The 13,351-nt window shown below is 47.9% G+C and carries 13 protein-coding genes; 1 reads left to right on the top strand and 12 read right to left on the bottom strand.

From position 1 onward, the window contains the following. Positions 1-17 precede the first annotated feature (17 nt). The 9 genes from FEN17_RS19555 to FEN17_RS19515 form a co-directional block, all read right to left on the bottom strand. Entirely contained in the window at positions 18-1,085 is a 1,068-nt protein-coding gene (locus FEN17_RS19555; RefSeq protein ID WP_138367086.1) for an aldose 1-epimerase family protein, read from the bottom strand. 238 nt (positions 1,086-1,323) lie between these two features. Then, positions 1,324-2,127, bottom strand: coding sequence for an alpha/beta fold hydrolase (locus FEN17_RS19550; RefSeq protein ID WP_138367085.1), 804 nt, complete (start codon positions 2,125-2,127; stop codon positions 1,324-1,326). Between the two features lie 6 nt (positions 2,128-2,133). Beyond that, the gene (locus FEN17_RS19545; RefSeq protein ID WP_138367084.1) at positions 2,134-2,961 is read right to left on the bottom strand and encodes a sugar phosphate isomerase/epimerase family protein; all 828 of its coding nucleotides are present in this window, start codon (positions 2,959-2,961) and stop codon (positions 2,134-2,136) included. A gap of 24 nt (positions 2,962-2,985) precedes the next feature. Beyond that, a complete protein-coding gene (locus FEN17_RS19540; RefSeq protein WP_138367083.1) occupies positions 2,986-4,053 on the bottom strand; it encodes a ThuA domain-containing protein in 1,068 nt (355 codons plus the stop codon). 24 nt (positions 4,054-4,077) lie between these two features. Then, positions 4,078-4,929, bottom strand: a complete 852-nt coding sequence (locus FEN17_RS19535) for a sugar phosphate isomerase/epimerase family protein (protein WP_138367082.1) — start codon at positions 4,927-4,929, stop codon at positions 4,078-4,080. Positions 4,930-4,985: 56 nt separating this feature from the next. Then, positions 4,986-5,711: a 3-keto-disaccharide hydrolase gene (locus FEN17_RS19530; protein ID WP_229208966.1), complete on the bottom strand. Its 726-nt coding sequence runs from the start codon at positions 5,709-5,711 to the stop codon at positions 4,986-4,988. 190 nt (positions 5,712-5,901) lie between these two features. Next, positions 5,902-7,047, bottom strand: coding sequence for a beta-1,2-mannosidase (locus FEN17_RS19525; RefSeq protein WP_138367080.1), 1,146 nt, complete (start codon positions 7,045-7,047; stop codon positions 5,902-5,904). 101 nt (positions 7,048-7,148) lie between these two features. Continuing rightward, positions 7,149-7,766, bottom strand: a complete 618-nt coding sequence (locus FEN17_RS19520) for a YceI family protein (RefSeq protein ID WP_229208902.1) — start codon at positions 7,764-7,766, stop codon at positions 7,149-7,151. Between the two features lie 82 nt (positions 7,767-7,848). Beyond that, complete coding sequence (locus tag FEN17_RS19515; protein WP_138367079.1) at positions 7,849-8,418, bottom strand: RBBP9/YdeN family alpha/beta hydrolase; 570 nt, start codon at positions 8,416-8,418, stop codon at positions 7,849-7,851. 232 nt (positions 8,419-8,650) lie between these two features. Here FEN17_RS19515 and FEN17_RS19510 point away from each other — a divergent pair, with 232 nt between their 5' ends. Further along, a complete protein-coding gene (locus FEN17_RS19510; protein WP_138367078.1) occupies positions 8,651-9,079 on the top strand; it encodes a hypothetical protein in 429 nt (142 codons plus the stop codon). A gap of 6 nt (positions 9,080-9,085) precedes the next feature. Here FEN17_RS19510 and FEN17_RS19505 read toward each other — a convergent pair whose 3' ends face one another. Genes FEN17_RS19505 through FEN17_RS19495 form a run of 3 tightly spaced genes read right to left on the bottom strand, consistent with a single transcriptional unit; the run spans position 9,086 to position 13,208 of the window. Beyond that, entirely contained in the window at positions 9,086-10,177 is a 1,092-nt protein-coding gene (locus FEN17_RS19505; RefSeq protein ID WP_138367077.1) for a formylglycine-generating enzyme family protein, read from the bottom strand. Between the two features lie 19 nt (positions 10,178-10,196). Beyond that, complete coding sequence (locus FEN17_RS19500) at positions 10,197-11,636, bottom strand: phytoene desaturase family protein (RefSeq protein WP_138367076.1); 1,440 nt, start codon at positions 11,634-11,636, stop codon at positions 10,197-10,199. Positions 11,637-11,639: 3 nt separating this feature from the next. After that, positions 11,640-13,208: a sulfatase family protein gene (locus FEN17_RS19495; RefSeq protein ID WP_138367075.1), complete on the bottom strand. Its 1,569-nt coding sequence runs from the start codon at positions 13,206-13,208 to the stop codon at positions 11,640-11,642. Between the last annotated feature and the right edge of the window lie 143 nt (positions 13,209-13,351).

The raw sequence follows: 13,351 nt of genomic DNA, 5'->3' as shown, positions 1-13,351 counted from the left end.
TTGTTATTTTTTAGCTATTAAATAAAAGCTTCTTCAATCTCTTCTTTATCAGTCAAAATATTCAATTCCAAATCATAAGATTTAACTTCTTCCGGCTCGATGAAAATCAATGTCCCATCCTTCCGCGCCTTCGCTTGCCCAGACAGCGGATGCGTACTTGGCTCCAAGCCCGTCACATATTCCCCTTTCCCCCAATGCTGCCAGTTAGCCATCCAGGGAAGCTGCTCTTTCTTAAATTTCAATGCAACCGCGAACCCGATTTTCGGATTGTGTATCCCGCAAATGCTATCGCCAAAAATATCCGATTCAATGTCCACCAATGCTACTTCCTCTCCGCTTCCCAAATGATCATCGAGCGGCGCAGGGCATTTTTTGAATTCATTTCCTTCTTTAAAAATCTTAGCATTTTCATCGCCATGACGCGGGTACCACTTGCCTTTCCAGAGAATGTCCGCCCCCTCATCAGCCAGCGGCCAGCCGAAATTGAAATGGTACAATAGCATATGCGGCGCCGGAGTATTGGCCTTATTGATCACCTCATCATGAATGCGGATTCCGGGCTGACCCAATGTCGCGGAAATTGTCCTTTTCAATTCGAAGCTCGGGCCGAAAGGTTTTGTCTCGCGCACAATGCCGGTAATGCTCATGTCGAGTTTCCCAGCCCTTAAATCCGGCTGAATGATGGACACCACTTCCGCAGGCGAGTTACTGATCAACCCATGCAATCCCCTATCCCCAAACTCATCCGACTCCGGTCCGCCTGCGTGCGAAAGTCCGCAGGTTGTAAGCAATCCCCCGCCGAATGTTCTCAGCCAATCAATGCCTTTATCCGAAAATGGCTGCGGGTAAGTAATGCCTCCATGACTAATCCACGCAAGACTATGCTGATTGTAAAACGCCTCCGCAATGTCCATCGCCCGGTCAATCACAATCTTAATCCTCAAACCCGCGCCGGTGTTCAGCCAGGCAATGCGAGTCCCCCGTCCCGCACCATTATCTAGCACCGAAGTTTCAATCCCGCCCAATTGAATGTGGTTGGATACTTTCTTTTTCCAGTCGGGGTTTATTGAATCAGCACTCTCCATTATTTATTTTTTACAAATGTTTTGTAATCTCCATTTGGTCACCTGAGCCTATTTGACGTTGTCACCCTGAGCGGACCGGGCCGCCGGGCGGTCGAAGGGCTGCTACTGGCTCGGCAGAGTGCAAGAAGGCGTTGCGCCAAGCCAGTGACGTCCTTCGACTCCGCTCAGGATGACGTCATTAATTTCAGGATGACGTCATTAATCTCGCTCATGTTGACAAGGTGCTAGCATACTAAATTTATAAATGCTGCAACCACTCCCTTACCCTTCCATTAAAATCCCCCGTATCCTCAAAGTGAAACGCATGCCCCAATTTCTCATATAAAAACAACTCCGCCCCCGGGATACCGTTCGCCACTTCTTCCGCCATCCAAACCGGCGTGAAAATGTCTTCGCGACCGCCGATGACCAATGTTGGTTTGTTAATTTTTCCAAGATCCGGCAATGCATTATGGTTGATACAAGCCGCCGCCTGACCTTCCAATCCATGCAAGGGCTGTGGAAACGGATTTACCGCATCCTGCTTCCTTCCTAATTCCAGTTCCTCATGTTTTTCAGCATTATCCCACGATGATTTTGAAAAAATCAAAAGCTGTATGTACAGGCTGAATTCCTCGGGCCGGAAACGCGCTTTGCTACTCATAATGTGCTGGAAAAGCGATTTTGCGTAGTGATCGCATCTCGCCCAGGGACACATTAATACCAATGATTTTACTTTATTCGGGTGGCGGATCGCGAGTTGCTGTGCGATGGTACTTCCCATCGAGCATCCCACAACACTCACATTTTCCAAACCCAGAGAGTCCAGCAGCCCGGCATAATCATCGGCCATTTGCTCTGAGGAGTACGCGCCGGCTGGCTTATCCGTTTGGCCTACGCCCCGGTTGTCTCCCATGATGCAGCGGAAATGCTGCTTCCAGTCGGCTACATGCACATTCCACACCGAGCCGGCTGCGGTGATGCCCATGATCAAAAGCAGTGGCTCGCCGGAGCCGCGCTCTTCATAGTACATGTTGATCCCGTTTGTTTTGATCGTCGGCATAGGAACTTATTTCAACGCCGGGATTAAATCCTGCTGAATCCAATTGCCATCATGCAATGTCACAAAATCCGGATCTTCCAATGCTTCCTCACCTTCATCTTCGCAAATGATCCAGCCGCTGTAATTGATATCTTTCAGCCACTGCGTCACGCCCAGCAGGTCTACTTTTCCCTTGCCCATCAAGGTAAATTCGGGCTCGCCGTTCCAGTCTTTATAATGTACGTGATTGATCAGCGACTGGTATTCCTTCATTTTCGCAAGCGGGTCCATGCCGCCGTTGATAATGTGGCCCACGTCGGGCGTCCAGCCGGTAACCGTCGAATCCAGCGATTCAAGTACGATTTTGTAATCTTCTTCGGTGCGGATGATCGAGGTATGCGGCGAATTCGGGTGGTAGCTACATGCCACACCTTTGTCTGCCGCTCTTCTGGAAACCGTATTCACAATGTTCACCAGACGTTTCTGACGCTCCGCCAGGTCATGCCGGCCGGTCGGGATTTGTACGGTGTTTAAAACCGCCCCCGGAAATCTTTGCAAAACTTTAATTGCATGATCGGCTACTTCGCGCTCGCGCTCGGTTTCTTCCTTTTCGTTCCAGTCCAGCGCGAGGGCCAGTGCGGCGAGCTCGATGCCTTGTTCTTTGAGTTTCGCTTCCAGCTTGTCCGGATCGATCAGGTCGCCCATCCAGGTAAAAATGGGTTGTATCCCTGTGAAACCGGCTTTTGAAATGATCTCGACCATGTGACCGAGGCGGCCCTGGTGCGTTTGTCCGTTGCCGCTCATAAACCAGGTGTAAACCTCTGAGCCAAAACGAAATGGAAGTTGTACCGACATCTATTTTTTAGTTTTTGAAAAAATCTATTTCATCTTCTTTTTAACAATCTCACCCGGCATAATCAGCGACTCAAAACCCGCCAGATCAGCCGGTTTCACATTCGCTTTATATCCATCAAAATTGAATGTTGTGGGCTTGTAAGGCCCCACAAATGCAATGTCATTATTGGGTTTGATTTCCTTTTCCATCCCCATTCCCCAAAACATGGCATTGATCACCATTCTTCGGAAACCTTCATTGAGAATATCTTCCGCCGCGCCGTGGGTGGTGGTGAATGCACGTCCCGGTTTACCCGAACCCACTTTGTAATCACGGATCCAGGCAACCGGCAGCAATTTCTTGGTTTTGTCGGGCTCCGAAGTGGCCGTCATACCATTCAAAACTTCGCCCCGCGCCAGTACCGTACCTTTCGGCTCGGCAGTATAACCTCCCGATTGCACCCACATATCCTTCACGCCGCGCATGATCGGGTGATTTTTTTCAGAAGGCTCAATGATAATTCTGGATGATTGTTTGTGGTTGGTACCATAATGTGACACCCAGGTTTCGCCCAGCACATATTCGCCGAAACCGTCCTTCCATTCCGTTTTCGGGCCTTTGTAGTCCCAGGAATAATGCTCCCATTTCGGATCATTTTTTATTTCAAAAGCATGGGTGGAAGTACGGAAAGCCACGATCGGGCCGCCTCTTTTAATATAGTCGTCGATATAATCCATTTCCTCGTCATTGAAATGGGCAAAGCGCATGAACATAACCAGCAGATCAGCTTTATCCAGGATACTAAGGCCCCTAAGATTGGAACCACCCGGTAAAATGTTTCCGGCAGAATCGAGTGCATACACCACCGTGCATGTGAAGCCGTACTTTTTGGCGAGGATTTTGGCCAGTGCAGGAAGTGATTCCTCCCCTCTGTATTCATGATCGGTCGCAATAAAAATAATGTTCTTGCCTACCCCCGGACCTTTATCACCTTTGTAAACGACACGATGCATGGAAGCATCAAAGTCTTGCGCACTTACATTTGCTGTTTTAAAACAGAAAATAAAAGCAACAATGCTGGTCAGCAGCAGCGATTTAAGGATTTTATGCATGGTTCAGGAATGTTTTTGTTTGGATCAAAGACCGTGTTTCATGCTCATTTCGCGGATGAATTTGTAGCCGTTTTCAGCAATGTCCCACGGTTCGTTAAACTCCCGCCAAACACCGATCGCGTTCGCAAAACCCGGATCATTTCTTGAAAAAGCCTCTATCGTCAGCCAGCCCTGGTAATTGATCGCCGCAAGTCCCGCAAATGCATCATCCCACTTTACCTGTCCGGTTCCCGGGGTACCGCGGTCGTTTTCGCTGATGTGTACGTGGGCTAAAACCGGCGCAATCGTTTGAAGCGCAGCTCCGTAACTTTTTTCTTCGATGTTGGAATGATGGGTATCAAACATCGCCCGCACATTCGGGTGATTGGCTGCCTTTACCAATTTCAAAAGCTGCTCCATCGTATTGCAGAGGTAGCATTCAAAACGGTTTAGCGCTTCCATCGCGAAAGTGATGTTGGCTTGCGCGGCATAGTCACCAGCGGCGCTGAGTACCTCGCCCGCCAGCGCATATTCCTGATCCTCAGCTGGGCGGTTTACAAAAATGGTATGTCCCGAGTGAAATGGTCCGCAGATAATCTTCGCATTCAGTTCGTGCGCACGGTCCACTGCCCATTTGATTTTATCCAAAGCCTTCTGGCGCACGTCCACCGACTCGCTGATCGGATTATCATCGTTTCCCAGTGTCATTACCGCGGTCGTTTCCAGGCCGAGGTCTTTGGTAAAATCTCCCATCCGCTGATAAGTGGCGGACTCCTGCGGGCCGAGGTAAAACTCAACACCGTCATAACCAATCCCTTTCAACCTTTCGATCACCGGAAACAAATCGTCCGAAACCGCTGCCGTCCAGGCAAGCACATTAAATCCAATTTTATTCATTATTGCTGGTTTTTAAAAAGCTGCCGGCGATTACCAATTAGCTTTTCTCAGAAAACTCAAAGTTGCTTGATGCGCAGGTCCTTGTATTCCACCTTCATAGGCGGGCCCACGTGGACCTGTACACCTAAAAGGCCTTTTTTAGCGCCATTTACCGTGTCATTGTCGGTAACATCGCTCATCAGGACGTCATTGATATAATGTTGAAGATGATTTCCCTTGATAACCAGGTGGAAAGTATTCCAATCCTCACTCTTGATCAGGGTTTTCAAAGAATCGGAGCTGCCGAGGGAGCCTACCACTTCAAAGCCGGTCCATGCATTGGCTTTAATGCCTGCACGAAGTGCCTCGGGTGTTTTTTCGCCAGTGTATGGTTTGATGACCGTTTTCTGGCCGCGGTAAGCCAAGGTGGTTCTTTTGCGCTCTTCGTAGTTTTGCCCGGTGTAGTTTACTTTTCCGTCAATATCGGCCTGGTAGCCTTTCAATGCAAAAGGAACATCGGTAAGCTGCTCGCTACGGTAATTAATGCCAGAATTTCCGTCTTTGGCGATTTTAAATGAACCTTTTAATTCAAAGTCCGCTGGCTCGCCGCCTTTCCAGATGATAAAAGAATTGGTTTTTAATAAGGTTTCCGGGGTGATCTCGCCTACCAGATTTCCATTTTCAACGCGCCAATATTTGGGGTCGCCGTCCCAGCCTTTTAATGTCTTGCCGTCGAAAATGGACACAAAACCTTTTTCTGATTTTTGAGCGATACTGTCGATCCGGGTGCCTAATGTCAGCATGGCGGCCAGGACAAATCCGGCCTTGATGAATCTGGAATTCATTGTATTTTTGGTTATTGGTTTAGTGACTTACGAGGTACATGTTACCCTTACCACAAGGGCTTTTTTCCGGCTTAATACTCTTAAAAAAGCAGAAAATAATATCCAAAAATTCCTAAAAATATCCGCGCGACTATCCTGTACTAACCTGCTACGGCAACGGATCACCGGAAGTTTTTTGCTTTGGATCATAAACCGCTACGCCAACCCGCGAATCTGCGCAGCCATAATACAGCAGCCACTTCTTTTTGAAATATACCATTCCTTCAATAAAAACAGTCCCTGCTACATACTGGCCGCTTTTTTCGAAGGATTCCATCGGGCGGAAAAACGGTACGTCAAGCCGGGCCAGGACTTTGGTCGGATCGTTTTTGTCAAAAAGTACTTGTCCGGCGCAGTAGCTGTTGGGTGTAAAACGTTTGTCCCCGTCTTCGCCTTTGTCGTTCTTACCATTATAAAGCAGCACAATTCCCTTGTCGGTCAATATTGCAGGAGGGCCGCATTCGGTGAGGTTACTATCGAAAAAGCCTTTTCGCGGCGAGATCAGATTGACAATGTCCTGGTTTTTGTCAACTACCGGCTCCCAGTTTGTGAGGTCTGTCGAAGTAGCCACATTCACATTGTTTTCACCAAAATACAGCCAGTACTTACCATTAACCTTGGCAATCACCTGCTTATCGCCCACCAGTTTCGTCAAAATCGACGCTGATTTTGTCCAGATCTGGTTGAATTTTCCACCATAAGCTTTCGCAAATGCAGGTCCATGTTTTTCCCATTTAATAAGGTCCCGCGAAGTAGCCACGCCGATCCGTGCTTTATCCTGGTTCCACTGGGTATAAAAAATAACATATAAACCATCTTCGGTCACTGCCACGCGCGGGTCTTCGCAGCCACCCGGCCACTCGTTGGCTTTCTGGCCATCTTCGGCTGGAAACAAAACCGGCTCTTTGCGTCTCTTGAATGTGATACCATCCTCACTTTCAGCATATCCCAGCCGCGAAGTACGTTTCCCGATCGCTTTCCCGGCTTTATCTTCTGCCCGATAAAGCACAACGATCTTTCCGTTTTTAATCGTAGCCGCCGGGTTGAATGTATCATTGGATTCCCAGTCGATCTTTCTCTTGTTCATCGGACAAAAAAAGCTGGAAGTAGTGTCTGGCGAGATCACCGGGTTTACGCCTGTCGGACGTTTAAAACCGCCAAAAGTCCAGTCGGGAAGCTTGTTTTCGGTTTGGGAAAAGGCCTCGGGAAAAAATAGCGTGGCAGCGAGCAGCACCCGCGCAATAAAATTTTTCATAGATATATTTTGAGTTATCGAATAGGTTTTTCCAAATATAGGCACAAAAAAATCCGGTCTGAACATTCAGACCGGATCAAAAAATAGCAGTGATTCCTGGATTATTTGTTAGCAACCAGGTTCACATCCAAAGTAAAATCGTTGTCAATCGCTTTGTCGCCCAAGTTTTCGAAGAAGTTGGTCGAGCGGAATTTAATGTCATATTTGGTACGGTCCACAGTTACTTTCGCAGTAGCCGTCACTTTGCTTGCGTCCGATTTTACCGTTGCAGGAAACTTCACTTCCTGGGTAATTCCTTTAATCGTCAGCTTGCCGGTCACGTCGTAAGCATCGCCACCTTTTGGAGTTACCGAAGAGATCACCAGTTTCGCTTGTGGGTGTTTTTCAACCGAGAAAAAGTCATCGCTTTTAAGGTGACCTGTCAGCTTACCATTCATTTCTTTATCTGTAACATCCGTCACAACCAGTGATTTAACATCAGCTGTAAAACTTCCGCCTTTCAATTTATCCCCGTCAACGATCAATGTTCCGCTTTCTACCGGTACTGTTCCGGCGTGTGTTCCGGTTACTTTTTTGGCGCCCCAGGTGATGGTGCTGCTTTTTGTATCAACCGCCAGCGATTTGTCTTTTACCTTGCCAGGACCGCCCGCGATAGCAGCAGCATTCATCAACAAGCCAGCTACTACGAATACAAACATTTTCTTCATGATCATTTTCATTGTTTAAAGTGTAGAAAGAATTTTTAGAAATATAAAGAGATAGTTTAATAATAAATCACAACAAACGTTAATACGTGTTTTTTCAGGATCTCGTTGCCTCTTCTGCGAGCAATTTGTAATTCCCTAGCTTTTCCAATATCTCTTTCCCCTCCGTCCAGTCGCCAAGTCCGGAAACTGCGTTGATATGGCCTTTTTTGCCAACATTAATAAATTCACTGCCCCAGGTTTCGGCGAAATGTTTCGACCGGCTGATGGTGGCATAAATATCATTGGTACTCGCTACGACGATGGTTTTAAAGGAAATCGGCTTCACGGGGATCGGTTTGAAACCCACCACAAAATTAAGCCGCTTGGAAAGTTCCGCATCCGCCGGCGCAACCAGTAATGCACCTTGGATCAGATCCGAATGATGTTCCTGCGCCCAATGTGCCACGGTAATGCAGCCCAGACTATGCGCCACCAGGATCGTCGGCTGTGTAAGTTCACTGATTTGTTTTTGCAGCTGCGTCACCCAATCCGTTTTCACCGGCCAGTCCCAATTATCCTGCATCACCCTGCTGAAAATGTGCGGATATTGCTCTTCCCAGATCGTCTGCCAGTGCATCGGCCCAGAACTCGCCAGCCCCGGAACAGTCAGAAAATGCGTACTCATACGATTAAAAATTGTTGATGCTGAATTGCAAGAATAAAGATATTAACCGGCATTTAATTATCCTACTAAGTTAGTAGATTAAACTTTTAAAGAATGTTTTTCACTTCTGCTCAGCGGTTTATCGATAATCGGTGACTTTCACGTTTAACAAAAAAATAATCACCTCTCAACTTCGGTATTTATGAAAGTTTTCAAGAAACTACTGAGCACCGCACTTATCACTTTAATAATAATGCATTGTAAGGAGCCCGAACCCTACGTAATTACATGTACTGACGGCATCATACCCTACTCCGAAACCGGCGGTTTTAATAAAACTTTCAGGTTTAAAGATGATGCCCCTGAAAAGATGAAGGAACGATCGGCAGTCATTCAATCTCAAATTGAATTTGACTCCTATCTTGACCCGACAAGCTTTGGCAACTCACCTCAAATCGACTTTGATTCCAAAACGCTTCTGGTCGGAAGAAGATATAATGGCCAACAACCTTTTGTGGTCAGCCAGGAAGTAACAAGCGACTGCGGCAAGAAAATGATTGAATATCGTGTTAAACTCAAATCCGGTTCGGCGACCGTGACCGGCACAGCTTATTACTATGCGGTGATCCCGAAAATTTCGGATGATACCAAAGTTCAATTCAATGTCAGTCTAGAATTGTAATTGATTTCACTTCTTCGCCATCACGCACCGAAAACCCAAATTATTACTCCCGCTCGTAACTTCCCCTTTTCCCCGACTTCCCGCCTTGTAACGAATGCAATAATCGTCGCTGCATAAAAATGAGCCGCCGCGCTGGACGCGTTTTACTGCGCCGGGTTCGTCGGGATCGTAGCTGTCGGAGGGGCCTTGGGGGTTACTTTTTTCACTTTTTGCGTAATAGTCGGGACGGTAAAGGTCTTCACACCATTCCCATACATTACCGTCCAAGTCATAAATTCCATAAGGATTTGCAGGAAAAGTTTTTACAGGGGCGGTGGCCAGGAAGCCGTCTTCCTTGGTGTTTTTATCTGGAAAACTGCCCTGGTAAATGTTGGCTACCCACTTGTTTCCGGGTTTCAATTCGTCGCCCCAATAGTAAGTATGGTTTCCGCGGCCGCCCTGGGCTGCAAATTCCCACTCAGCCTCGGTCGGCAATCTTTTTCCGGCCCACTTGGCGTAGGCGGCGGCATCTTCGTATGAAATATGTACGACAGGATAATTCTCACGGCCCTTGGTCGAGCTCGAAGGACCTTCCGGATGCGCCCAGTTGGCGCCCGGCACGTAATTCCACCATTGTAACGGGTTATCCAAAGAAACGCGCGTCGGGGTTGGTGTGAAAACCGCCGAGCCGGGTACCAGTTTGTCGGCAGGTACGCCGGGATAATCAGCAGGATTGAGCGGGCGCTCGGCGACGGTTTTGTAGTTGGTTGCTTTTACAAATGCCGCAAATTCAGCATTGGTCACTTCGGTTTTATCCATATAAAAACCGTCTACCGAAACTTCGTGCATGGGCCGGGAATCTGGGAATTCATCGGCGCCCATCAGAAATTTACCGCCATTAATCCAAACCATCCCGGTTGTATCTCCCTTTCCAGCCGTCACATTACTGGCATTCCGGATCGCCGAAGCCCTCGACGGCATCCCATCTGCGATGCAATGCGCGAGACTGTCCGCCTTTCTCTTTTCTTCCGCCGTCTGCTTTTTCTCGCAGCTGAGTGACGCCAGCGCGATTAGGCCTAAAAAACATAAAACTGAAAATTCTTTCACCAAAACCTTCATATATCAATTATTAATGATGCTATGCTTGTGACTTTACGTTGAAAACATCCTTTAAAACCTGCCGTGCGGCGTTGTAGCCGCACATTCCGTGTACTCCACCGCCGGGAGGTGTCGAGGACGAACAGAGGTAAATGTTCCTGGCCGAAGTCCGGTAAGGCGATACGCTCAAAACCGGCCGGGTATACAACTGGAAAATATCCTGGATCCCACCATTAATGTCGCCGCCAATGTAATTCGGATTATAGGCCTCCATTTCAGCAGAATTGAATGTGTGTTTTGCTTTAATCAAATTCTTAAACCCCGGCGCAAACCGCTCCACCTGATTTTCGATCGCCGCGGTCATATCCCGCGTCGAACCGTGCGGTATGTGGCAGTACGCCCAGGCTGTATGCCTTAACCCGGGAGCGCGGGTACAGTCAAAAACACTGGGTTGGGTGAGCAAGACAAAAGGGCGGTCGGCTTCTTTGCCGGCTGCAATACATTTTTCGTAGTGCGCGATTTCCTCCAATGTATTCCCCAAATGTATCGTCCCGGCCTGCCTACATTCCGCGGCTGAAAACGGGATCATATCGTCCAGAGCCCAGTCAATCTTAAAGACACCCGGCCCGTACCGGTATTTTTCCAGCTTTGCCCGGTAAGATGCGCTCAATGTATCGCCAGCAATTTTGATCAGCTGCCGCGGCGTAATGTCGGCCAGGATTACCTTCGCAGCAGGCAGCTGGGTTAATGTTTTCACTTCAAAACCGGTTTGTATTTCGCCGCCCAATGATTTGAAATAAGCTGTCAGCGCATCAGCAATCGACTGGCTCCCACCTTTTGGAATGGGCCAGTTGTTTAAATGTGCCGCCGCCATCAACATGATCCCAAATGCAGAGGTTGCTACATTTTGCAGCGGCTGAATGCTATGCGCGGCCATTGCGGCCCAGAGTCCTCTTGCTTCTTTTGTTTTAAAATTTTTAGCCGTGTGTTTCGCAGAGGGCAATGCTTTTATGCCAAACTTCGCCATCGCGATTGGCTTTTTCGGCCAGTGAAATGGACCTAATAATTCTGGCAGCAAATCCGGAATATCTTCCAGCAGCGGCTCCATGAAATTTCGGTAAGCCGATCCATCGCGTCCCAGTCTGTCGGCTGTACCTTCCAGCGATTGTTCCAAAATAGCTGCACTGCCATCATCAAAAGGATGCGCGGCTGCCCACTTTGGATCAATAAATTCCAGCCCAAAATCCTTCAAAGGCAGCGACTTGAAAAATGGCGAAAGCAGCGCCATCGGATGCACCGCCGAACAAACGTCGTGCACATATCCAGGCCATGTCAGCTCCTGCGAGCGCATTCCTCCACCGACTGTCAGTTTTGCCTCCACGATCAAAACAGTAAATCCGGCACGCTGCAAGGTAATGCCCGCCGCCAGCCCGTTTGGGCCCGAGCCGATCACTACTGCGTCGTATGCTGTTTTTTGCACCGTTTAATTTTTTGCCGTGGCCAGGATTTTCAACGCCTCGTCGTCCTTGTACTCCGTCATCAGCACTTTCAGCTTTGCTTTCAGGTCTGCTGTAATGCGCTCGGTACCTTTTGTTCCATAAATGTTCGAAACTTCCGTCGGGTCTTTTTGCAGGTCAAATAACTCCCACGAATCCGCGCCGCCATAGAAATACGCCAGCTTATACCGGCTGGTCCTCAGCCCGAAATGAGGGTAAACGTGGTGCGGCTCCGGAAATTCGTAATAATGATAGTAGGCTTCTTTGCGCCACGGAACCTGCGCAACCCGATCAGATTTTAACAAAGGCAAAAACGATTTTCCCTGCATATCGGCCGGCGTTTTTACTCCGGCAATGTTGAGGACCGTCGGCGCCCAGTCAATGTTCAGGATCAGGTCGGATACTTTCGAACCCGGCTTGATCACGCCCGGATACCGGATCACAAAAGGCGTTTTCAGGGATTCCTCATAGATAAAACGTTTGTCGAACCAGCCGTGCTCTCCCAGATAAAATCCCTGGTCGGAAGCGTAAATCACGACGGTATTCTTTGCCAAACCACTTTTGTCCAGATAATCCAGCAGCTTACCAATGTTCCTGTCCAGCGAGTTGGCCACCGAAAAATAATCGCGGAGATAGCGCTGGTATTTCCACTCAATCAGTGCCTTTCCGGTCAGCTTTCTATCGTGGTATTCTTTTGAAATTTTATCATAATAACCTTTGAAAACCTTTTTCTGCTCCGGATTGAGCCGCCTGTAAGTCCAGTCTTTTTCATAATCGACATCCACTTTAAGGTCTTCTTTCAGGCGCATGGTTTTATTGATGGTCATATCCTGGTCTTTCGCCGCAGCCCTGCCTTTGTAATCATCATAAAAATTGGAAGGCAGAAGAAAAGTAACATTATCATAAGCACCCAAATCCTGCAAGTCCGGCAGCCACTCGCGGTGGGTTGCTTTATGTCCGACAATCAGGAAAAAAGGTTTGGAATCGTCCCTTTTTGCAAGCCACTCGGTGGAAAATTTTGTGATCAAATCGGAAACATAGCCGGTATGCCGCGTGGTATCATTGGGCTGACCGATAAAATCCGGATTATAATAATTTCCCTGACCTGGCAGCACATTCCAGTAATCGAAACCGGCCGGGAGACTGTTTAAATGCATTTTTCCGATCCACGCTGTTTGGTAACCATTCTTTCGTAATGTTTCCGAAAGCAAAGTCTGGCTGGTATCGAACCGGGTATTATCGTTGCGTTTGTATCCGTTGAGGTGGCTATATTTTCCAGTCAGTAATGTAGCGCGGCTTGGTCCGCAGATGGAATTGGTTACCAGGTTATTGGTTAAAAGTGCGCCTTCTCTGGCTATGCGGTCAATGTTGGGTGTTTTTACAATTTTATTACCGTACGCCCCGATCCCCTGGTAGGCATGATCATCCGAAAAAATAAAAATAATGTTGGGACGCTGGGTGTTTTGTCCAAAAGAGCAGATTGAAAAAAGGGTGATTGCAAGGCTCAAAAAGCCGATGCGCTTCCAGGATAAGGTTTTGGTAAAAAAGGCATCCATACAATACTCTATTAAATTGGTAGACAAAATAAACTTATCGAAAACTATTAAGCAAGCATTTGGGACGATAACTTGTGAAGATAGCGGAGATGTATTTAAAAGAAAAGGCCGGAAACTGACAAGCAGAATCCGGCCCCGGGACC

This window comes from Dyadobacter luticola (assembly GCF_005860805.1).
In the GTDB taxonomy this organism is placed as follows: Bacteria; Bacteroidota; Bacteroidia; order Cytophagales; family Spirosomataceae; genus Dyadobacter; species Dyadobacter luticola.
The sequence above is the reverse complement of the archived record's forward strand: the minus strand, read 5'-3'. Positions and strand labels throughout refer to the sequence as shown.